Genomic DNA, 21243 nt, shown 5'->3' with positions numbered 1-21243 from the left:
TGCTACCCGTGAACCCAGCGCATAGGCTGACCAGGCTATGCCAACCCGAGTTCATGCCATCATCGTCGCGCGCCCCGGTTCTTCGTCACGCGCGCAGCTGCTGCGAACGCTTGACGCGCTGAGTCTGCAGACCCGCCCCGCCGACGCTGTCACCCTCGTCGTCTGCGGCGATGGGGCGTCTGCTCGAGAGAGCGCAGCAGTCGGTCGCCTGGTCGAGGGCATCATTGAGGCCCGCAGCAGCACATCGTTCGCTGAGGCTGTTGAATTGGCCAGGCCACGCGTTGCAGAAGGCTCTGCCGTCTGGCTGCTCGCGCACGACACCGCTCCACACCCGCAGGCGCTCGCTCAGCTCGCCGGCGCTCTGGAACGCTCTCCCTCGGCGGCGATTGCCGCGCCGAAGCTGGTGAATGCCGACTATGACCGGGAACTCGTTTCGCTCGGCGTGACCATGACCACGCTCGGCCGCTCGGTCGAGCTCGCCGCGGGTGAGCTTGACCAGGGGCAGCACGACGGCCCAGATGATGCCCTGGGATCCGACATCCGCGGTGTGCTCATCCGCAGCGAGGTGCGCGACCGTCTGCGCCCCGACGTTGCTCTTGCCGGTGCCGATGAAGGACTTGACCTCGGTGTGCGTGCGAGATTGGGCGGCGGGCGCGTCGTCCTCGCCGCGAATGCGCGAATCTCCGTGCACCCTGACGGACCCGCCGCTCTTCCACAGAATGCCGCGCAGCGCGCATTCGTCACCCGACTCGCACAGCTGCATCGCCGCCTCGCGTACGCACCGGCGGTGACCGTGCCGCTGCACTGGTTGACGCTGCTGCCACTCGCGCTCTGGCGAACGATCGTGCATCTGGTCGGAAAACACCCTGCATCGGTGTTCCCTGAGTGGGGCGCCGCGCTGACTGCCATGGTGCGCTTTGGTGCCGTGGCGCGGTCACGCCGGCGCATCCGCTCGTTCCGCACGGCCACCTGGTCGAGCATCGCACCGCTGCGGATAACTCGCGCTCAACTACATCGCCGCCTCGATGATGGAAACGGCAGCGAGGGGGGAGCGGTCAGCGAGCTGAACTTCTTCTCCGGCGGTGGCGCCTGGGCAGTGCTGGGCGCGCTCGTCGTGAGCATTGCATCGTTCACGACCCTCCTGGCCTGGCCCGCAATCGGCGGCGGAGCGCTGCTGCCAATGCGGGATACAGTCGCCGGGCTCTGGCAAGACGCCACGTGGGGTCTTCGTGGCGTCGGTGTCGAGGTCACCGGACCGGCTGACCCGTTCGCCAGCCTGATCGCCGTGGTGGGAACCCTGTGGGGAGGCGCACCGTCCTTCGCCATGGTGCTGCTCTGGCTGCTAGCGCTCCCGCTTGCTGTGCTCGGTGGATGGTTCGCAGCGACCCGAATCACCGATCGCAGCGGAATGCGCATCTTCGGTGGCGTCGCATGGGCTCTGGCGCCGACGTTCCTCACCGCTCTCGTCCAGGGGCGTCCTGCCGCGGTCCTCCTGCATCTGATCCTGCCGTGGCTCTTCCACGCTGCGGTCGTCGCTCATCGGTCTTGGGGCGCGGCCGGTGCAGCATCCATAATTCTCGCCGCGGTTCTCGCCTGTGCCCCTGTGCTCGCGCCGGGTCTGGGGTTGCTCTGGCTAATCGCGATCGTCCTCGTACTCGCTCGTGGCTGGTTCCACGGCGCGGTGCGGCTGCTGTGGATGCTCGCGCCGAGTGTCGTGCTCTTCCTGCCCATCGTCGTATGGCAGTTGCAGTACGGAAGTGTGTGGGCGATTTTCGCTGACCCAGGAGTCGCATGGGCGGGCCCTCAGGCCTCCGCTGACAGCGCAGGGCGGATGCTGCTGGCCACCGGATTCCCGACTGAAGATCTCGCCGGCTGGATGCAGCTCGTTGACCCCAGCATTGCGGTCTGGGCGCCGATCCTCATCGCCCCGATCGCGCTGTTGGCGCTCGCCGCGGCAATCGCACCGCGCTGGGCTGCAGGCATCATGCTGCTCGTCGTCGCACTCACCGGGCTTGCGACGGCATTCCTGGCTGTCGGCATAACGGTCTCCTTCTCGCAGGGCATGCCGGTGCCGATCTGGCCGGGAACCGGATTGAGTCTCGCCTGGGCCGGCGTGGTCGGTGCAGCCCTCGTCACCCTGGACACGGCCATCACCCTTCCCCGACTACGTGTAGCGGCCGTCACCGTCGCTGGGCTGTGTCTTGCTCTCTGCGCAGTGCCGGCGCTGACAGCGCTGCACGCCGATCGCACCGTGCTGACCAACGGGCCGACAAGCACGCTGCCGGCATACGTCGCCGCTGAGGCGCGGGGGGATCGCGAGATCGCAACTCTCGTGCTCACGCCACAGAACAGCGGCGGCCTGGCCTCAGAAGTGGTGTGGGGCGCGAGCGGCACGGTCGGAGCGCAGACGACGATGCTGAGCACGGCGACGGAGCCGCAGGGCATCGACATCAGCGCGCTTGCCGTCGACCTGCTCTCCACGCGCACCTTCGACGCCCCGGGAGAACTTGCTGAGCATGGCATACGTTTCGTGCTGCTCGACCAGGTCGCCGGCGAAGAATCGGATGCCGCACGCGCTTTCCGCGTCGCCTCTGTGACGGCCCTCGACCAGCGGGCCGGCTTCGTGAAGGTGGGGGAGACGGACAAGGGCGTGCTGTGGCGCTTGGACGCTGCCGCGGCCGATCGTCCTGGCCTCACGAGCGCCGAGGCCCGCACCTTGCGCGCGGTCACGACACTTCAGCTCCTCATCTTCTTCGGCGCCCTGCTGCTGTCGATCCCGACGCGGGCATCGCGCCGTGCTGCCCGCGCGCAGTCGCGGATCGTCGGGCGTTCGCAGGACGAGCCACTGGTGCTCCCAAAGCGCGCGGATGATTCCTTCGACGAGGAGCATGAGGGCGAGGATCTGGAGCCTGTGGTTTCCGACGAGGAACCAGCCGAGACGGCTACCGACCAGGTGTCGGACCCGGCGTCCGACCAGGTGTCCGACCCGGTGACTGACCAGGTGTCCGACCAAGAGCCCGACCAAGTGTCCGACCAAGCGGAGGAGGAGCGATGACTCAGAAGCGTGCGATCCGTGTTGTCGCGACGGGTGCCCGACTGGCTGTCGGGGCGGTTGTCGCTGCCCTGTGCGTGGCTGGTGTCACCGCTGCCGTCGCACTCGAATGGCCCGGTGTTGAGAACAAACCCGCTCAGGTGTCGGTGCGACCCGCCGCCGGTGACACCACTCTCGTCTGCGGCGGAGCATTCCGCGCGATCGGCCGCGACGTGCAGAACGCACAGCAGATGTCGTCTGCCGGAGATCCCCTGCTCACCGTCGACAGCAACGGACCGCGTACGGACTCCGAGATCGCGGCATCCGATCTGCTGGATGCCGCTACCGGGCCGAAGCGCTTCGTCGGAAGTGCCGAGCAGAACGGAGCATCACTGATCGCAGCATCCGAGTCGATCTTCCTGGCCACATCCGATCTCTCCGGGCTGGCTGCCAGCACCTGCCGTGAACCGAGCACGGAGTCGTGGCTGTTGGGCGGAACGGTTGAAACCGGCACGAGCGATCTCATCATCCTGTCGAATCCGGGCGATGTCACGGCGACGGCGACTTTGACGGTGTTCGGCACGGAGCAGACTTCGACCGAAACGTTGGTGCCAGCGGGCACGCAGCTTGCGGTACCGATGGCATCGATTGCCGCGGGGCTGCAGCAACCGGTGGTGCGTGTCACGGCAGCAGGAGCCCCGCTGCGGGCAGTGCTGCAGTCTTCGCTCATCCGCACGCTCGACCCGTCCGGAATTGATGTGCAAGACACCGCGGGCGTGCCGCGCACAGACCTCACGTTCGCTGGTGTTCAGGTCGTTACGGGCGAGTCCGACTCTCCGGTCGCACTGCTGCGTCTGATGGCGACTGACCAGGCCACCACGGCCACCGTTACGGTGCGCTCGGCGGACAGTGAAGTGCAGACGCTCTCGGTGCCATTGGACGCAGCCACACCCGCCGAAGTGAACCTCGAAGGTCTACGCGCGGGCATCTACAGCGTCACCGCAGAGGCGGAGGCGCCGATCCTCGGCGCCGTCTGGCAAAGCAGCGGTGCAGGAGCCGGCACCGACTTCGCCTGGATGACTTCTGCGCCGGAGATCGATGGAGACGTGCTCGCCGCAGTGCCCGCGGGTCCGAACCCTCGGCTGCACCTGGTGAACTCGGGCGAAACGGATGCAACCGTCACACTGGCTCCCACCAATGGCGCCGCAGGGGATGAGGTCACGGTTCCGGCTGGCGGCTCGGTCGTGGTCGATGTCCTGGCAGACACGACCTACGCGCTGACGATGAATGGAGCGGATCTGCACGCGGCAGTCGTGCTGTCCGACGTCAATCAGCTGGCAGGCTGGCCGCTGTGGCCCGCGGCATCCGCGCAGGACGCCATCATCGTCTATCCCTGATCCGGGCCAAACTCCCACGGCTCTTTGCCGACGTACTCAGCGGCGGCGCGGAATACCGCGCTTTCGATCGCGATGCGACGGTGCACGTCGTCGTCGTGTCCTGGGGGGAGCAATCGCTCGATCGGGATTCGAAACAGCACGATCCGGCGCTCTTCCCGATCGATGCGCCAGCGAGGGATGCCTGCCTCGTCGGCGTGGAGTGGAAGTCCGCCGATCTCGAAGCGCACTTCCTGCAATTCCGGCCAGGTACCGCGCAGAAATTCGACAGCATTTCCGATGGTCAGATCGAATCGATCGATCCGGCCGTCCAGAGGTGGCAGGGGCGGGCGCAGTACCTCGCTGCGGCCAAGGCGCCCGTGTCGTCCGTGTCGAGCACCGCGGCGAGGAGCTGCGGCACCGGGCTCAGAACGGTGACGGGGCATGGTGAAAGTCTATGGCGTCCCGCGCGGCATCCGGGCGTGATGCTGCCTACCCTCTACGCTGACAGAGATGAACGCCCGACTCTGCTCGAAGGTCACCTGCGCCCGTGAAGCGGTGGCTACGCTGACCTACGACTACGGCGATCAGATGGCTGCCCTCGGGCCACTCGGAGGCTCTGACCATCCACACGCGCACGATCTGTGTGCGCAACATGCTGAGCGGCTCTCGGTTCCGGCAGGCTGGATCGTCGTTCGACATGAGGCCCTGCGCGCATGAATTCGGTGTATCCACGCTAATAAATTGCTTGCTTGGAAAGCAATTATGGCTATGATGATTCCGGACGCACCATGGTGGCGCTTCCGGAGAGGCTCCCGTGATCGTCTGGCGTCGATGGATTTTCCCGATCCTGCTCGTAATCGTATTCGGCGCGTGCGCTGTCGGCCTGGTCAAGCTCGCATTCTTCCCTGAGACCAGCGAGGCGATGGTGAGCCCAGAAGCGGGCATCACTGACCCATTGATCCCCGTGGAACGAGCCTCGGTAATCAATGAGCTGTCATTGAGCGGCAATGTCGCACGCGACGAGGCCTACCCTGTGCGCAGCGAGATCAACGGCACTGTGACCACGGTTCACGTCGGCAATGGCGCGGTCGCTGCTGGACAGGTGCTGTTCACTGTGAAGCAGGACGATCCAGTGCGCAACATCGACATCGTGGCGCCCGAGGCAGGAGATCTCTCTGAGATCGCTGCTATCAAGGGCCAGCAGGTTTCGGTCGGTGTCGATGTCGTCACTCTGACCCCGGCGCGGTATCACCTAGTCGCCGCCGTCGAGCCCGTCCAGTTGTACCGACTCGTGAACACCCCCGCTGAGGCGACCGTGACGATCACCGGAGGTCCCGCTCCCTTCGTCTGTACAGGTGTGCAGGTACAGGTCACGGCCGATGGTGCCGCGACCGTGCAGTGCGCTCTCCCTGCCGACCAGACGGTGTTTGCCGGTCTTCCTGCGCAGATGGATCTTGCTTTGGGACAGGTGGATGACGCAGTCGTTGTCCCGGTGACCGCAGTGCAGGGTGGCTCTGGCACCGGCGTTGTCTGGATCGACGCGGGTGACGGCGGCGAGCCGGAGGAGCGCACAGTGTCGCTTGGCGTCAACGACGGCGCAATCGTCGAGGTCGTGGACGGACTCGAAGAGGGCGAGATGGTGCGCCAGTTCGTGCCCGGTTTCGTCGCCCCAGTCGAGGAATTCTGCTATGAAATCGAGCCCGGCGTCGAGCAGTGTGACAGCGGGATGAGCTGGTGACGCTGGTCGCGCTGGACAACATCGCCAAGAGTGTCCTCCTCGCCGATGATTCGCGACTGGAGATCCTCCGCGGAATCAGTCTGGAAGTGGATGCCGGTGATCACGTCTCGATCGTCGGGCGCTCGGGTTCAGGCAAGTCCACGCTGCTGAACATCCTCGGCATGCTCGATGCGCCCACCGAGGGTTCGGTGTCATTCGAGGGTGTGCCGGTGCGGAAAATGCGCAGCAGCAAGCTCGATCGGCTGCGTGGCGCGAACGTCGGCTTCGTCTTCCAGCAGTTCAACCTGCTGGCCGGACGCACCGCGATCGACAACGTCATGATGCCATTGAGCCATGCGAAGGGACGGATGTTCTGGAAACGTCGTGAACTCGCCGCGGACATGCTGGAGCGCGTGGGCCTCGGACACCGCATCGACCAGCTTGCTGACCGCCTGTCCGGCGGTGAGCAGCAGCGCGTCGCGATTGCCAGGGCGCTCGTGCGCAAGCCGGTGCTGATCCTCGCGGACGAGCCGACCGGAGCACTGGACATCGACACCGGTGCATCCGTCATGGCGCTCCTGGACGAGGTCGCCACCGAGACGGATGCCGCGCTCGTGACGATCACGCACGATCTGCACGTCGCTGCGCGCGCACGACGGCACTACCGGTTGGAAGCGGGGCAGCTCTCACCGGTCGACCTCAGTCGCGCCTTTGAAGCGTCCACTCTTGCCGCAGCAGTGCCAGGCGTAGACGCTGCGGGCAGCGCGCCCGTCTCAGTCGCAGCAGCACTGAGCGAGACGCCGGAGGTCATCGCATGAGCGGCTTCTTCGGTTCCCTTGCCGATGCGTGGTCAGAGATCCGCGTGCACAAGCTACGCGTATTGCTCAGCCTGATCGGCATCGCGGTGTCGGTTGCCGCGCTGACCGCGGTCGTCGCGTTCTCGGAGTACCAGCGGCAATACCAAGTCGAGCAGTCCGATCGCTTCGGCGGGCGCGCGGCCACCATCGCGGTCAGCATCATGAGTGAGGATGGCAGCGTCGTCGACTCTGACGCCTTCGATGAGCGTTTCGCGGGGGTGAGCGAACGCTTCGGATTCACGCATACTGCTCGGATAGCCGATGGCTTGATGTTCAGCACTCAGCTGCCAGACGGCGTTGTAGACGTCTACGGCAGGCTCCTCGATCCGCTCTATACCGAGATGCATCGTGAACAGCTGGTCGAGGGACGTTGGTTCCGTGCCGGCGACGAGGAATCGCTTGCGCCGCCGGTGGTGATCACCGAGCCGCTGTGGGATCGCATCGGTCGGGTGCCGGTCAGCCAGCATCCGACCATCACGCTCCTCGGGGACGCCGGTGGCACCTATCAGGTGGTGGGTGTGGTTCCGAAGCAGGGCGAGTGGGACACGGAGCTGCGCATCGACGTGCTCTACGACGCGTATGCTGCTCGCGTCGACCAGTTGCCGGAGGGCGCCTACCCACGCCACGAGGTGTGGGTCACAGAAGCGCAGGCGGCCGAGATCGGCCCTGTGCTCGCGATGGATCTGCGCGCGGGGCTTCCGGCAGGTCAGACGATCTCGGTGAGCCGTACTGACTGGGCGTCGCAGCCGGGCATGGAAGATTCCATGCGCACCTTCGAGCTGATCACTGGAGGTATCGCCGTTCTCATCCTCGCGCTCGGTGCGTTGAGTCTGATCAACATCCAACTCGTTGCCATGCGGCAGCGAGTGCGGGAGATCGGTGTCAGACGGGCGTTCGGTGCCACCTCTGGTCGCGTGTTCGTATCCGTGTTGCTGGAGAGCCTGGTGGCAACGACCGTGGCAGGCATCATCGGCATCGCGATCGTCGTCGCCGTGCTCCGCTCTGACTGGGTGGTTCCGGCGATGTTCCCTGGAATGCAGGATGTTCCGCCGTTCCCGATGCGTGCGGCGGTCACGGGGCTTGTGGCATCCGTCATCGTCGGTGCGATCGCCGGATTCATTCCCGCGATGGTTGCCCTCCGGGTGAAGGTGATCGACGCGATCCGCTTCTGAAGCGGCTGATGCAGGCTCAGACGCCGACGTGGCGACCGGAGAGCTTCTCCGCTCGCGCGTCGGCGATGGCCAGCGCACGGCGCTCGCGCTCGCGTCGTAGCACCGTGATGGCGATGAGGAGCTGCTCAGGGTGGGCTGCGGGCTGCGGTGAGACATACTCGGCCGTCTCGGTAACGAGCTCGTACGCGATCCGCGCACGAGCGGACGGCGACATCCGCTCGGCGTGCTGCAGAAACTGGGTGATGCGTCGGGCGAGCCGGTCCGGCATCCGTGCGACGTCAGCGATCTGTGCCCAGCTGGCGAGGGCAGGCGGCATCACAGCGATGAGCGGGACCAGCTTCGGGGTACGCACCCGCTGGCTGTAGGTTCCGGCCACGAGGTCTCCCAGTCGCTGCGAGCGCGCAGTGAACGCGCCGGAGAGCAGTGCGATGGCGCCGAACGTCATATAAGTCTCGAGCACGCCGATCAGTGCACGGATGAACGCGTGGCGGAATCCGGTCGCGCCGCCGTCCAATCGGACGATGCGTCCGCCGACGGCGAGTTTTCCGAGGCTGCGGCCACGCAGTGCCAGCTCGATCACGATCGGCACGACGACGAAACACACCACCAGCGCCAGGACATTCACGATGCCGTCGATCGAGCTAGTGACGATGCCGGTGGCAAGCAGCCACGTGCGCAGCCACAGGAACAACAGAAACAGCGCCCAGCTGACGACCATGTCGATCAGGGCGCCGAGGGCACGCATGAAGAACCCGAGCGGCTGGACATCGATGGCGACGGCTTCGCCGGAGAGGACTTCGTCCGCGGTGTCGATCGGCGTAGACATGAGTACAGTAAATCAGGTGGATGCTGATGCTTTGAGCGATGCTCGCCGTGCCGAGTGGGAACGACTCGACGAACTCAGCCGCCAGCGGCTGGACGGCGCGGGGGTTGACGAACTCATCGTGCGCTACCGTGCAGCATCGGCGGATCTCGCTGAGCTGAAGACTTCGGTGGGCGATTCTCCGCAGGGCGCATACCTTTCGTTGATTCTCGCGAAGGCGCGACTGCGTCTGACGGGCACATCCGACAGCATCCTCACCCAGATCGGCCGCTTCTTCACCGACCAGTTGCCCGCGGCGCTGTACCGGCTGAGGTGGACCACGCTCGTCATCGCGCTCGCATTCATCGCGATCACAGTCGGCGTCGCGGCATGGATCTCCGGTGACCCCGCTCTGGTGGCCGCGCTCGGGCCGGCAGACTTCCTCGAGCAGTATGCCGAGGAGAGCTTCACCGAGTACTACACCGAGAACCCGGCGGCAGTCTTCGCGGGAATGGTCTGGACGAACAATGCCTGGATCGCCATGCAGTGCGTGCTGTTCGGCGTCACCGGGATCTGGCCGGTCTACGTGATCGCGCAGAACGCGTTCGGCCTCGGCGTCTCCGGTGCGGTCATGGCAGCTCACGATCGCCTCGACGTGATGGTGTTGTACATCCTCCCGCACGGGATGCTGGAGATGACGAGCATCTTCGTCGCCGCGGCCGCCGGATTGCATGTCTTCTGGGCGTGGGTGGCTCCTGGCCACCGCAGCCGTGCGACCGCCCTGGCGGCGGAGGGGCGTGCCCTTGCGACCGTCGCCATCGGACTGGTGTTCGCGCTGTTCCTCTCCGGGCTGGTGGAAGGCTTCGTCACCGGCTGGTCACTGCCGTGGCCGATCAAGATCGGTATCGGCGCCGCTGCGCTCGGTGTCTTCCTCGCATACATGCTTCTCGTCGGTCGCCGGGCCTACCAGCGCGGCGAACGCGGTGACCTTCTTGAGTACGAGGCGGGTACGCCGCAGCTCGTCGCCGGCTGACCGGCGCGGCATCCGGCAGTATCCGTCGCGAGCCTCCCGTCCGTCCGTCCGTCCGTCGCGAGCCATCCCGCCCGGCCGTCCGTCCCGTCCGTCCCGAGCCATTCGCCCGCTGATGGCGGAAGAAAAACCCGGCTCCGGGATGAACCGGAGCCGGGTTATTTCCCGCAAGGTCGCGTCGGCGGATGCCTCGGTGAGGATGCGCTGAGACGAGGATGCGCTGAGACGAGATGCGCAGAGGCGTCAGATATTCTTCGTGCCGTCGAGGAGCGCCTTGTATGCGAAGCCGGCGATGAGGGCACCGACGATCGGGAACACCAGGAAGACCCACAGCTGGGACAGCGGGCCGACTCCACCGTAGATCGCCGCGGCGATGGAGCGGGCGGGGTTCACCGAGGTGTTGTCGACCGGGATGCTGATCAGGTGGATGAGCGTCAGGGTGAGACCGATCGCGAGACCGGCGAACGGAGTGGGGCGCAGCTTGTGCGTCGTCCCCAGGATGACGAAGAGGAAGACTGCGGTCAGAATGACCTCGATGATGATGGCCGACCACATTCCGAAGCCACCGGGAGAGTGTTCGCCCCAGCCGTTGCTGGCGAAGCCTGCATCCTGCGCGCCGGCGAGCCAGCCGTCCGGACCGAACAGGCCGATCAGTACGAGGAGTGTGCTGGCGATGATTCCGCCCACGATCTGCGCGATGACATATCCCGGAACGTCACGCCAAGGAAGACGTCCTGCAGCGGCGAGGCCCAAGCTGACGGCAGGGTTGAAATGCCCGCCAGAGATCGGACCGAAGGCGTACACGCCGACCACGACTGTGAGGCCGAAGGCAAGAGCGACCGCGACGTAGACGGCGGAGCCCGAACCAGGATCGGTGAAGTGGTTGGAAGCGAACAGAGCGGTGCCGACACCGCCAAATACCAGTAGGAATGTGCCGAGCGCTTCGGAGGTGAGTTTAGCTCCGAGCGAAGGCACGGGAGATGCTGCTTCGACGAGTGATTCACTCATGGGATTCCCTTTCATCAGTTCGTGTCAGAAACGACCGAATCAGGGCACATCATCCACCTTGGCGGGAATTCAACGCGGGAGGCGCGCCGACGCCTACTCAGCGTTCACACAGGTTCGCCAGAGCGCAGATACGACGAAGGGGCCGGATGCCGAAGCATCCGACCCCACCGAAATCAAGTGACTACGCGCCGGTGCCCACGGGCTCGGCTTCGCCGATCGGGAGCCCTGCCAACTCGCGCACCGCGTTGGCGATCGCCTGGTCGACCTGGCCCCAGTACCAGAAGAAGCGCTCCTGGATGGCGGGGACGCTGAGCCCGTTGTACTGGCCGACGAGCGTCTCGATGAAGCGCGCGCGCTCCTCATCGGAGAACACGTCGTTGAACAGCGTGCGAGCCTGCCCGAAGTCATCGTCCTCGGAGTGCAGAGTCGCCGCGCTGCGCAGAAGAGTGCCGTCGTCTTCCCAGCTCGCCTCGACGCCACGTGCCGGGTCAGCCACGGGGCCGCCTGCCACGCCATACGAGTTCGGCGTGTAGACGCGGTGTTCCGCCGTGTTGAAGTGGTACTGCATATTGCCCTCGTGCATGTAGTTGCTCACCTGGGCGGCATGCGGCTGGTTCACTGGCAGCTGGTTGTAATTGGTGCCGATGCGGTAGCGCTGTGCGTCGGGGTACGAGAAGACCCGGGCCATCAGCATCTTGTCGGGCGAGATGCCGGTGCCAGGAACCTGGTTGCCGGGGGAGAACGCGGCCTGCTCGATCTCGGCGAAGAAGTTCTGCGGGTTGCGGTTCAGCGTGAACGTGCCGACCTTGATGCGGGGGTAGTCCTTCTTCGACCAGGTCTTCGTGAGGTCAAACGGGTTGAAGCGGTAGTCCTTGGCCTCTTCGTACGGCATGACCTGTACGCAAACATCCCAGGACGGGAACTCTTCGCGGTCGATGGCCTCGTACAGGTCGCGACGGTAGTGGTCGGCGTCCTGACCGGCGAGGCGCTCTGCCTCGTCGGCGAACATCGGCTCGACGCCCTGCTTCGACATGAAGTGATACTGCACCCAGAAACGCTCACCCGCGGCGTTAATCCACTGGTAGGTGTGCGAGCCGTAGCCATTCATGTGGCGCCATGAGCGTGGCAGCCCACGGTCTCCCATGAGGTAGGTGACCTGGTGGGCAGACTCGGGCGAGAGGGTCCAGAAGTCCCACTGCATGTCGGCGTCGCGCAGCCCAGAGCCGGTGAGGCGCTTCTGCGAGTGGATGAAGTCGGGGAACTTGATGCCATCACGCAGGAAGAACGTCGGGGTGTTGTTGCCGACGATGTCGAGGTTGCCCTCAGTCGTGTAGAAACGCAGCGAGAAGCCGCGGACATCGCGCCAGGTGTCGGGGGAACCCTGCTCACCGGCGACGGTCGAGAATCGGATCAGCGTCTCGCTCTTGGCGCCGGGCTGGAAGACGGCCGCGCGGGTGTACTGCGAGACGTCCTCGGTGATGACGAGTTCGCCGAAGGCGCCGCCGCCCTTGGCGTGCGGGTTGCGCTCCGGCACACGCTCACGGTTGAACGATGCGAGCTTCTCGACCAGGTAACGGTCGTGCAGCGCGGTGGTGCCGTCAGCACCGGCAGTCAGCGAATGGGCGTCGCTGGCAACCGGGGTGCCGGTCTGGGTGGTGGTGAAGGATGGGGAGGTCATTCACTTTTCCTTTCGCAGTCAGAACAGATGGCTCGGTAGGTCACAGAGGCTTCGATGATCCGCATCCCGTGATCGTGGGATGGGTGCAGGCACGGGGCGGCGCCGAGAGCGCAAGCGACATCTTCCACACGCCCGCAGCGCACGCATTGCAGGTGGTGATGGTTGTCATCTGCGTGCTGCACTTCGTATAGGGCACTCGCTGCATCGGGAAGGCTCACCCTGCGCACGATGCCCGCATCGGTGAGATCTCCGAGGATGCCGTGGACGGTGGGCAGAGCCACAGCGCTGTGTGTATCGCGCATCGCGACGTGCACCGAATCGGCAGAGGTGTGCGGGCGAGCGATCAGGGCATTGAGCACGGCCACGCGCTGGACCGTCACGCGAAGCCCGGCGGCGCGCAGGCGCTCCGGTGCTTCCAGCGCGACGATCGGGTCCATATCCCCATTATGTCACTGTTCTGAATCATTCACAAAAAGGAATCATTCAGAAAAGGCTCAAAGACGCCCCGCAGCTTTCAGGTCGAGATATCGGTCAGCGATCTTCGGTGGCAGGCTCTCCGGATCCGCTGTGATCGCCTCTCCACCCGCACGCCGGATGGCATCCGCAACGTTCTCGGCGTCTCGCAGGGTGCGCTCCGCGGCCGCAGCGAGATAGATCTCCTCGCGAGAATCTCGCTGTTTCGCAAGCTCGCCGATCGCGTCATCGGTGACCGACCCGACCAGCACAGTTGTCGAACGAGATGGATTCGGGAACGCACCGAGAAAGCCACGTGCAGATTCCGCGGCATCCTGCGCGGTGAGCACGACGACCAGCGACGGTCGGTTCGTCAGCGTGCGGATCGCTGCGAAGGCACCGCCCCAGTCGGTGTCGACCAAGCGTGCGTGCACCGGGGCCATGGCGTCCGTCATCGCAGGCAGGAGTCCGGCCCCGTCGATGCCGGTCACGCGTGCGCGCACAGCGCGGTCGTACATCAGCAGATGCACATGGTCACCGGCGCGGGTCGCGAGGGCCGCCAGGAGGAGGGATGCCTCCAGCGAGGCATCCAGCCGGGTGCCATCACCGACGCGGGCGGCGGCTGTGCGCCCGGTATCGATCAGGATCACGACCTGGCGGTCGCGCTCGGGGCGCCACGTGCGCAGCATGGTCGTTCCGGCGCGCGCGGTCGCACGCCAATCGATTGAACGCACGTCGTCGCCACGCACGTACTCGCGCAGCGAATCGAACTCGGTACCCTGACCGCGCACCTGGATGCTGGTGTTGCCGTCCAGCTCACGCAACCGGGCCAGGCGCGAGGGAAGGTGCTTGCGCGACGCGAAGGCGGGCAGCACGCGGACCGCCCCACGTACCTGGTGGCGGGCCTGACGTCCGCCCAGCCCGAGCGGCCCTCGTGAGCGGATGAAGACGAACTCGCTGGCGAGTTCACCGCGGCGCCGCGGAAGGAGAGGCACAGTGACCCGTCGGCGCTCGCCCGGAGGAATCGTGGCGTGCAGTCGCTGGGAGCTCGCCCCTGCTGTCGGTTGCCACCCATCGCGGATGAGTGCGTTCAAGGTTCGAGTGCCGTGATTGTGTACGGAGATCTGCGCCTCGACAGCTTCGCCCATCCTGGCTCGACCGGGAACCTGTCTGGTCACCGTGACCGTGCGTGCGCTCGCCGAGGTGGCGACGTCGACGATGAGGAGTGCGGCGCACAGCAGCACCCATCCACCCAGCACAGCCCACACAGGCATGCCCGCCGCGGTGAACGCGACGAGAGGGATGACCCCGAGCCCGAGGGCCAGGGCGAGGCGAGGCGAGATGAACACCTTAGATCGGCACCCGCGTCTGCTGGATCACGGAGGCCAGAACAGCATCCGCGGAGACGCCTTCCATCTCTGCATCAGGGCGCAGCTGCAGTCGATGACGCCACACCGGAACGAGCATCGTCTGCACGTGATCAGGGGTCACGGCGGTGGATCCGTTCAGCCACGCCCAGGCTTTCGCTGCGGCGAGCAGCCCTGTCGAGGCACGCGGACTCGCTCCCAACAGCACAGACGGCGACTGGCGGGTGGCACGAGCCAGATCGACCACATAGCCGAGTACTTCGTCTGTCACCTCGACGCGAGCTGCGGCATCCTGCGCGGCGCGGATTTCCTCCGCGGTCACGGTGGCCTCGACGCCAGTGAGCGCACGGGGTGAGAATCCACTGGCGTGCAGGCGCAACACACTGACCTCGGCGTCACGCTCGGGCATGCCCACCACGAGCTTCATCAAGAACCGGTCAAGCTGTGCTTCGGGGAGGGAATACGTGCCCTCGTGTTCGATCGGGTTCTGGGTCGCCGCCACCAGGAACGGGTCCGGCAGATCGCGACTGATGCCGTCGGCTGAGACCTGACGCTCTTCCATCGCCTCGAGAAGGGCCGCCTGAGTCTTCGGAGGTGTGCGGTTGATCTCATCCGCCAGCAAGATGTTCGTGAACACCGGTCCCTGGCGGAACTCGAACTCGCCGGTGCGTGCGTCATACACGAGCGATCCGGTCACATCACCCGGCATCAGGTCGGGGGTGAACTGCACACGCTTGGTGTCGAGTCCGAGCGCACGGGCAAAGGATCGTACGACGAGGGTCTTGGCGACGCCAGGCACACCCTCCAGCAGGACGTGTCCGCGCGAGAGCAGGCACACCAGGAGACCGGTGACCGTGCCGGCCTGTCCGATCACGGCCTTGTCGACCTCAGCGCGCACGCGATGCATGGCCTGGCGCAGCTCGCCCTCATTGAACGTGATTGATGCGGTGGTCACGGTGTGTTGTTCCTTTCCACGTGAACGGCGGTGTCGACCGCCGCTTCGAGTTCGGCAAGTCGTCGAGCGGTATCGATCAGATCAGCGTCGTTCGCAGGCAGGGCGCCTGCGAGCAGCTGGTGGAGTGAGCCACGAGGGATGCGCAAACGGTCGGATGCCGCGTCGGCCACTTCTTCTGGCGTGGAGTGCGCGGTGAGCCCGAGCCGCGCGGCCAGCCGTCGCATCGAGCCGTCGCGCAGCGCTTCGGCAGCATGTGCGGAATCAGCGGCCTTCGCAGTGAGGCGAGCGCGCCCCTGCATCGTCTCGGAGGCTCTGACGGTCACTGGCAGCGTCTCAGCGACTAGTGGACCGAAGCGCTGCCCGTAGGAGATTGCGGCAACGATGCCGGCCAGCAGTAGAAGCAGTATCGCTGGCGTCACCCATTCCGGCGTGAGCGAGGCGAGTGTGTCCGCGCCCTGGGCCTCGATGTCGGTGTCGTCGAGCGAGGGTACGTACCAGACGACGTCGCCGGTCTGGCCGAGTAGGGCAAGCCCGAGGGCCGCATTGCCGTTTTCGGCAAGATACTCATTGCTGAACAGGCCGCTGCCCTCGATCAGCACGGTGCGGGTACCGTCACGATCGTCCACGAGTAGGCCCGCGTTGTGTTCGGCATCCGTGTAACAGCCAGTCACTCCCGCGGCAGGGGTGAAGAAACGTTCCGGGCGCACCGAGCCGACGTGTGCGAGCTCGGGCAGATCGCACGATGCGACTAGGTCGTCGGCGATCGTGGGCGCGTTCTCGCCCAGGTCGAGCAGGCGCAGCATGCGTGATGAGCTGGAGAGGATGACCGTGCGGTTCGCCGGCTCGATGAGCTGTCTCACCGCATCATCCGAGAGATTGAAGGGATCAGCCATTACCAGTGTCGTGTCGTCGCTGCTCGAGGCAATCGCCTCGGCGCGGGTGCGGACGACTGTGATCTCGACTCCCTGATCCCGCAGTATCTCCGAGAGGGCGAGCGCGCCGGAATCCTTGGCGCTGTCCGGATCGAGGGTTCCGCGCGAGTCGGGGCTGGTGACGCTCATGCTGCCGATGAAGAACGTGAACAGGATCACGGCGACGACGATCGCGATCCAGCCGAGCGCAGAGCGCAGCCGGCCCTTGGGCCGAACGGCTGTGCCGGGAAGGTCGACGGGTGCCGCGGCATCCCGTTCCGCAGTGAGACTCACGCCGGCACCGCCTCAGGCGGAGACTCTGTCTGCACGACGGCCGGATGCTCCGAGGCGAGCAGCTCATCGGTTGCGGCCAGCGCCAGATAACTCTCTTCGGATGCGGGGTGACGGAGGTACCGGACATCATCGAAGGCACCGGCTGCCGCCGTCACCGCGACATGGTGTGCATTGAAGACACGAGCGGCTTCGCGAGCGATTGCCTGGGCGGTGGCTCCGGGGGCCGGGTCGATGATGTCGCGTTCCAACAGGCCGCGAGCGAGCGCGCGAAAGCGCAACACTGTTGCCGCGTCCCAATCTCCGCCTCGGGCGCTGCGTTCAGCATCCGCGCGCAGCTGCGCAGCCGTGCGATCATCACGTTCACCGAGTAGTTCGATGCCTTGACGCTTCACGCGGCGCGACATGCGTGGTTTGCCCCAGAGGATCAGTACGGTGATGAGCGCCGCGACAATCACAACTGTGCCGATGATCAGTGCAGTATTGCCGAACTGCGAGCCGGTGTCAGTCGAGAAGAGACTGGCGATGAAGTCAGCCACATCTTCAGCCAGGTAGTCGAACCACGTCGGTTTGGCTTCGGCGTAGCGCGGATTCTGAAGCTCCTGCTCCGCCCAGCGGCGGGCTTCCTCGCCGTCTGGAACGAATGGATCGACATCGAATCGAATCATGCACTGCCTGACCCGGGAGGAGCCCACGGGCTCTCGCTGGACGGCGGAATCGGCTGTGCAGTCGGCTCGGGAGATGCCGGAGGTGCGGGAGGTGCCGGCGAAGCCGGTGGCGGAGGCGTCGCGCCACCATATGGCGGAGTCTGCTGCTGCGGATAAGGCGGGGCGGATGGATAAGGCTGCGCCGGGTAGGGCTGCTGAGCGTAGGGCTGCGGCGGGTAACCCTGCTGCGGGTACTGCGCCCAGCCGACCGGTGCCGCCGCATACGCGGGAGCCTGTTGCTGGGGCGGCGCGCTGCTCACGGCGCGGGCAGGATCGACAGCGAACGGGTCGCCCAGCTGCTCTGCAGTGGCCCCGCGGTCTCGGCGTTCCAGATAGCTGATGAGGCTGTGGTCCAGGCCCTCGTATCGCATCCGACAGTCCAGATAGATGAAGGCGGCCGCGGCGCACTGCACCACGATCGCAACCGCCTGGAGTACGTAGACCAGCAGCTGAGGAGCGATCACAGTCAGCAGATATGCGCCTATTTCTGAGGCGTCGTTGGGCCCGGTGGGGGCGATGATCGAGCCGAGCAGGGAACCAACGAGCGAGAGCGGAATGCTCACCAGGCTCACGGCAGTGTTCATGATCAGGCTGACGAGCAAGATCACCGCAAATGTGTTCCAAAACCGGCCCCGAGTCAGGCGCCACGAGCGCACAAGGGCCTCGCGGATGCTTGCGCCTTCCAGAACGAGCACAGACGGCACCAGCAGCAACTTCGTGTTCAGCCAGACACCAAGAGGAATCATGCCCAGCACGAGCAGAATCCCGATCACAACGGTCAGGCCGACGCCCTCTGCAGAGCCGCCGACGCCCGCTATGACTCCGAGGGCGATGACGCCACCGACGATGGCGATGAGCACGAGAGCGGCGAGCGCCTGCAAAAGGCTCCAACCGATGAGGCGCCAGAGCGCTGGACGCATCCGGCGCCAGAGGGTGCCCAGCGTCGGCTTCTCACCGAGCGCGGCATAGCCGATGTTCGCTGCGACGACGCCCTGCATGACAGCGGTGAATGCGACGCTGACCAGACTCATGGCGATCGCCACTATGGCGTTGATCGCGATCGATCCCCACAACACAGGGTAGAAATCCGGGCTGCTGGGGGAGAGTGACTCCAAGCGCAGGAACGTGCCGTACACGACCGCACCGACCACGGTGACGGTAATCGCCGCGACGATGAGTTGCACGACGATTGCGAAGCCGAACAGCACCTTTGGGTTGTGTCTCAGCGCCGCGAAGGGCTTTGCCAACAGGGCGCCGAATGTCAACGGGTGCAATGGAATGAGCCCCGGTTTCGGTGCTGGCGTCCAGTTCTGTGCGCTCATGACGCTCCCTCCGATGTGCAGAACCATCGTGTCATACTCGCCGCCTCCTCCGGAGAAACGTAGAGGGCGCTACCGTGATCCAAACGTTGTCATGAAGTACGCTGGGAAAAGTTGCGTCCGTTCTCGTCCGCAGGGCGGCGTACATGGGTAGAAAGATGAGGCTGGGACCAGATGACCTCACGGATCCTCGTGGTCGACGATGACACCGCGCTCGCCGAGATGATCGGGATCGTGTTGCGCACCGAGGGCTTTGAACCGGTGTTCTGCGCAGACGGCGCGAAAGCGGTCGAGCAGTGGCGCACACAGCGCCCTGACCTTGTGCTGCTCGACCTCATGCTCCCCGGCATGGACGGGATCGAGATCTGCACGCGCATCCGCGCGGAATCCGGCATTCCGATAATCATGCTCACCGCGCGCAGCGACACCGCCGATGTGGTGCGCGGGCTGGAAGTGGGGGCCGATGACTACATGGTCAAACCCTTCAACCCGAAGGAGCTCGTCGCTCGGATCCGCACGCGATTGCGCCCGCTGACGACGACGAGCAACGAGGTGCTGCGCATCGGCGATCTCGTCGTCGACGTTGATGCGCATGAGGTGCGCCGCGGCACCATGGCGATCCCGCTGACTCCGTTGGAATTCCAGCTGCTCGTCGCGTTGGCATCCAAGCCTCAGCAGGTGTTCTCACGCGAGATGCTGCTCGAGCAGGTCTGGGGCTATCACTACAAGGCAGATACTCGCCTGGTGAATGTGCACGTCCAGCGGCTGCGAGCGAAGGTCGAGCTCGACCCCGACGCGCCGAAGATCGTGATGACGGTTCGTGGCGTGGGCTACCGGGCCGGGAGCGTCGGCTAGGAGATCGAGTTGATCGCGACGATCACGTCGACGACGAACGTCGCGCTGTGGCGTGACTGGCGTGACTGGCCAGAGACGGTTGCGAACCTGTGGCGACGCTCGCTGCGCTTTCGCACGATCTCCGTCACGCTGCTGCTGACGTCATTCGCGATCTTCGTCACAAGCCTGACGATGGCGCTCGTCATCCAGAACAACCTCTTCGAGTCACGTCGAGACGACGTGCTCGCGGATGCACGCAGCGCGGTCGCCGCGGCGCAGAGAGACCTTGATTCCGTCGATGTGTCCGATGGTCCGTCGGCTCTGCGTGCGGCGTGGGGAGAGGTGCAGCAGACGATTCCCAACGCGGCAGCATCCACGCATATCGCGGTGTTCCCGATTGATGAGATTCCTGTCGGCAGCGGGGTGCGCGGCTTCACGTACGACCTCAGCGGTGACGTGCTCAGTTCAGCGCTTCGCCTGCAAGTGGTCTCCTTCGCAGACCGGCAGTCCTGGCAGTCTGTCGCTCTGCCGATGGCGGATGGCACGGTCGCGCCGGGAATCGTCGTCGGTCAGCAGCTGCTGCTGCCAGAAGTCGGTCCGTTCGAGGTCTACATCGCGTACGACCTGGCCGACTCCCAACAGACTCTCCGGTTCGTTCAGAGCACGCTGTGGGCGGCTGGGCTCATTCTCATCGCGATCGTCGCTGGAATCTCCTGGACCGTGCTGCGGCTGGTTTCCCGGCCCATCATCGAGGCATCCGAGACGAGCGCGAGACTCGCAGCCGGCGATCTCGGGGTGCGGCTGCCGGTATATGGCGAAGACGAACTGGCGACTCTGGCACGATCGTTCAACGCGATGGCAGACAGTATTGAATCGCAGATCAAGGAACTCGGTGAGCTCTCGCTCGTGCAGCAGCGCTTCGTGTCTGACGTCTCGCATGAATTGCGCACCCCGCTGACCACGATCAGGCTTGCCGCCGACATGCTCAACGACCAGCGCGACCAGTTTGACCCGACCATGAACCGGACCGCGGAGCTTCTGCACACTCAGGTGCAGCGCTTCGAGACGCTGCTTTCCGACCTGTTGGAGATCAGCAGGTATGACGCCGGATCCGTTCAGCTGGAGCTCGAAGCGACGAGTCTCGCCGAGTTGGCAGAAGACACCATCGACCAGATGCGCCCGCTCGCCGAGGAGCGCGGCTCAGAGCTGCGCCTGGTTGCGCCTGGGGGATATTCTCCCGTCGATATGGATCCACGTCGTGTGCGCCGAGTACTGCGAAATCTCATCGGCAACGCCATCGAACATGGTGAAGGACACCCGGTTGTCATCACGGTTGACAGCAATCAACATGCGGTTGCGGTCGGCGTGCGTGATTTCGGCCTCGGTATGGATCCGGGTGATGCGGAGCGCGTCTTCGACCGGTTCTGGCGCGCGGATCCTTCTCGCCAGCGAACGATCGGCGGAACAGGTCTGGGCCTGTCCATCGCGCTGGGGGACGCACGACTGCATGGCGGTACGCTCGCGGTTTGGTCGGAGCTTGCGGTTGGCACCAATTTCGTGCTGACGCTGCCACGCGCCCCTGGCGAACTGGATGGACCGTCTCCGGTCTCGGTCGAACCGCAGGAGATGCTCGCAGACGTCAGTCGTGCCACTCAGCCGATCCAACTCACCGAGCTGCGGGAACTTTACTTCACTGACTCCATCCCGACCGGTGAGGAGAAGAACTCATGATTCG

The 21243-nt window shown here is 65.3% G+C and carries 19 protein-coding genes; 9 read left to right on the top strand and 10 right to left on the bottom strand.

The features are described from left to right. Positions 1-37 precede the first annotated feature (37 nt). Both AC1C2O_RS05435 and AC1C2O_RS05430 read left to right on the top strand, forming a co-directional pair. A complete protein-coding gene (locus AC1C2O_RS05435) occupies positions 38-3055 on the top strand; it encodes a glycosyltransferase (RefSeq protein ID WP_495429422.1) in 3018 nt (1005 codons plus the stop codon). Then, positions 3052-4428, top strand: coding sequence for a DUF5719 family protein (locus AC1C2O_RS05430; protein WP_495429421.1), 1377 nt, complete (start codon positions 3052-3054; stop codon positions 4426-4428). Before AC1C2O_RS05435 ends, AC1C2O_RS05430 begins: the two co-directional genes overlap by 4 nt. Here AC1C2O_RS05430 and AC1C2O_RS05425 read toward each other — a convergent pair. Then, positions 4419-4850: a hypothetical protein gene (locus AC1C2O_RS05425; protein WP_495429420.1), complete on the bottom strand. Its 432-nt coding sequence runs from the start codon at positions 4848-4850 to the stop codon at positions 4419-4421. The two genes, AC1C2O_RS05430 and AC1C2O_RS05425, sit on opposite strands and share 10 nt — an antisense overlap. A gap of 67 nt (positions 4851-4917) precedes the next feature. On the opposite strand from AC1C2O_RS05425, the gene AC1C2O_RS05420 reads away from it, so the two are divergent. From AC1C2O_RS05420 to AC1C2O_RS05405, 4 genes are all read left to right on the top strand, one after another. Beyond that, positions 4918-5124 (top strand): DUF3499 family protein, encoded by a 207-nt coding sequence (locus AC1C2O_RS05420; RefSeq protein ID WP_495429419.1) that lies wholly within the window; start codon positions 4918-4920, stop codon positions 5122-5124. Between the two features lie 97 nt (positions 5125-5221). Beyond that, complete coding sequence (locus AC1C2O_RS05415) at positions 5222-6145, top strand: efflux RND transporter periplasmic adaptor subunit (RefSeq protein WP_495429418.1); 924 nt, start codon at positions 5222-5224, stop codon at positions 6143-6145. After that, entirely contained in the window at positions 6142-6942 is an 801-nt protein-coding gene (locus AC1C2O_RS05410; RefSeq protein WP_495429417.1) for an ABC transporter ATP-binding protein, read from the top strand. The genes AC1C2O_RS05415 and AC1C2O_RS05410 overlap by 4 nt, the downstream gene beginning before the upstream one ends. Next, on the top strand, positions 6939-8153 hold the full coding sequence (locus AC1C2O_RS05405) for an ABC transporter permease (protein ID WP_495429416.1): 1215 nt from the start codon (positions 6939-6941) through the stop codon (positions 8151-8153). The genes AC1C2O_RS05410 and AC1C2O_RS05405 overlap by 4 nt, the downstream gene beginning before the upstream one ends. 16 nt (positions 8154-8169) lie before the next feature. Here AC1C2O_RS05405 and AC1C2O_RS05400 read toward each other — a convergent pair whose 3' ends face one another. Further along, positions 8170-8979: an RDD family protein gene (locus tag AC1C2O_RS05400; RefSeq protein ID WP_495429415.1), complete on the bottom strand. Its 810-nt coding sequence runs from the start codon at positions 8977-8979 to the stop codon at positions 8170-8172. 16 nt (positions 8980-8995) lie between these two features. On the opposite strand from AC1C2O_RS05400, the gene AC1C2O_RS05395 reads away from it, so the two are divergent. Next, positions 8996-9988, top strand: a complete 993-nt coding sequence (locus AC1C2O_RS05395) for a stage II sporulation protein M (RefSeq protein ID WP_495431679.1) — start codon at positions 8996-8998, stop codon at positions 9986-9988. Positions 9989-10228: 240 nt separating this feature from the next. Here AC1C2O_RS05395 and aqpZ read toward each other — a convergent pair whose 3' ends face one another. From aqpZ to AC1C2O_RS05355, 8 genes are all read right to left on the bottom strand, one after another. Further along, positions 10229-10993 (bottom strand): aquaporin Z, encoded by a 765-nt coding sequence (gene aqpZ / locus AC1C2O_RS05390; protein WP_495429414.1) that lies wholly within the window; start codon positions 10991-10993, stop codon positions 10229-10231. A gap of 181 nt (positions 10994-11174) precedes the next feature. After that, on the bottom strand, positions 11175-12671 hold the full coding sequence (locus AC1C2O_RS05385) for a catalase (protein ID WP_495429413.1): 1497 nt from the start codon (positions 12669-12671) through the stop codon (positions 11175-11177). After that, positions 12668-13108, bottom strand: coding sequence for a Fur family transcriptional regulator (locus tag AC1C2O_RS05380; RefSeq protein ID WP_495429412.1), 441 nt, complete (start codon positions 13106-13108; stop codon positions 12668-12670). The genes AC1C2O_RS05385 and AC1C2O_RS05380 overlap by 4 nt, the downstream gene beginning before the upstream one ends. A gap of 57 nt (positions 13109-13165) precedes the next feature. Beyond that, complete coding sequence (locus tag AC1C2O_RS05375; RefSeq protein WP_495429411.1) at positions 13166-14473, bottom strand: DUF58 domain-containing protein; 1308 nt, start codon at positions 14471-14473, stop codon at positions 13166-13168. Between the two features lies 1 nt (position 14474). After that, complete coding sequence (locus AC1C2O_RS05370) at positions 14475-15398, bottom strand: AAA family ATPase (protein ID WP_495431678.1); 924 nt, start codon at positions 15396-15398, stop codon at positions 14475-14477. A gap of 44 nt (positions 15399-15442) precedes the next feature. Further along, positions 15443-16651: a DUF4350 domain-containing protein gene (locus tag AC1C2O_RS05365; RefSeq protein WP_495429410.1), complete on the bottom strand. Its 1209-nt coding sequence runs from the start codon at positions 16649-16651 to the stop codon at positions 15443-15445. Continuing rightward, complete coding sequence (locus tag AC1C2O_RS05360; RefSeq protein ID WP_495429409.1) at positions 16648-17316, bottom strand: DUF4129 domain-containing protein; 669 nt, start codon at positions 17314-17316, stop codon at positions 16648-16650. The genes AC1C2O_RS05365 and AC1C2O_RS05360 overlap by 4 nt, the downstream gene beginning before the upstream one ends. Then, positions 17313-18677, bottom strand: a complete 1365-nt coding sequence (locus tag AC1C2O_RS05355; RefSeq protein WP_495429408.1) for a DUF7847 domain-containing protein — start codon at positions 18675-18677, stop codon at positions 17313-17315. The genes AC1C2O_RS05360 and AC1C2O_RS05355 overlap by 4 nt, the downstream gene beginning before the upstream one ends. A 171-nt stretch (positions 18678-18848) precedes the next feature. On the opposite strand from AC1C2O_RS05355, the gene mtrA reads away from it, so the two are divergent. Together mtrA and mtrB are read left to right on the top strand one after the other, a co-directional pair. After that, a complete protein-coding gene (mtrA, locus tag AC1C2O_RS05350; RefSeq protein ID WP_495429407.1) occupies positions 18849-19529 on the top strand; it encodes an MtrAB system response regulator MtrA in 681 nt (226 codons plus the stop codon). A gap of 9 nt (positions 19530-19538) precedes the next feature. Beyond that, positions 19539-21239 (top strand): MtrAB system histidine kinase MtrB, encoded by a 1701-nt coding sequence (gene mtrB / locus AC1C2O_RS05345; protein WP_495429406.1) that lies wholly within the window; start codon positions 19539-19541, stop codon positions 21237-21239. The last annotated feature ends 4 nt before the right edge of the window (positions 21240-21243 follow it).

The organism is Microbacterium sp. Y355 (genome assembly GCF_059445345.1).
The sequence above is the reverse complement of the archived record's forward strand: the minus strand, read 5'-3'. Positions and strand labels throughout refer to the sequence as shown.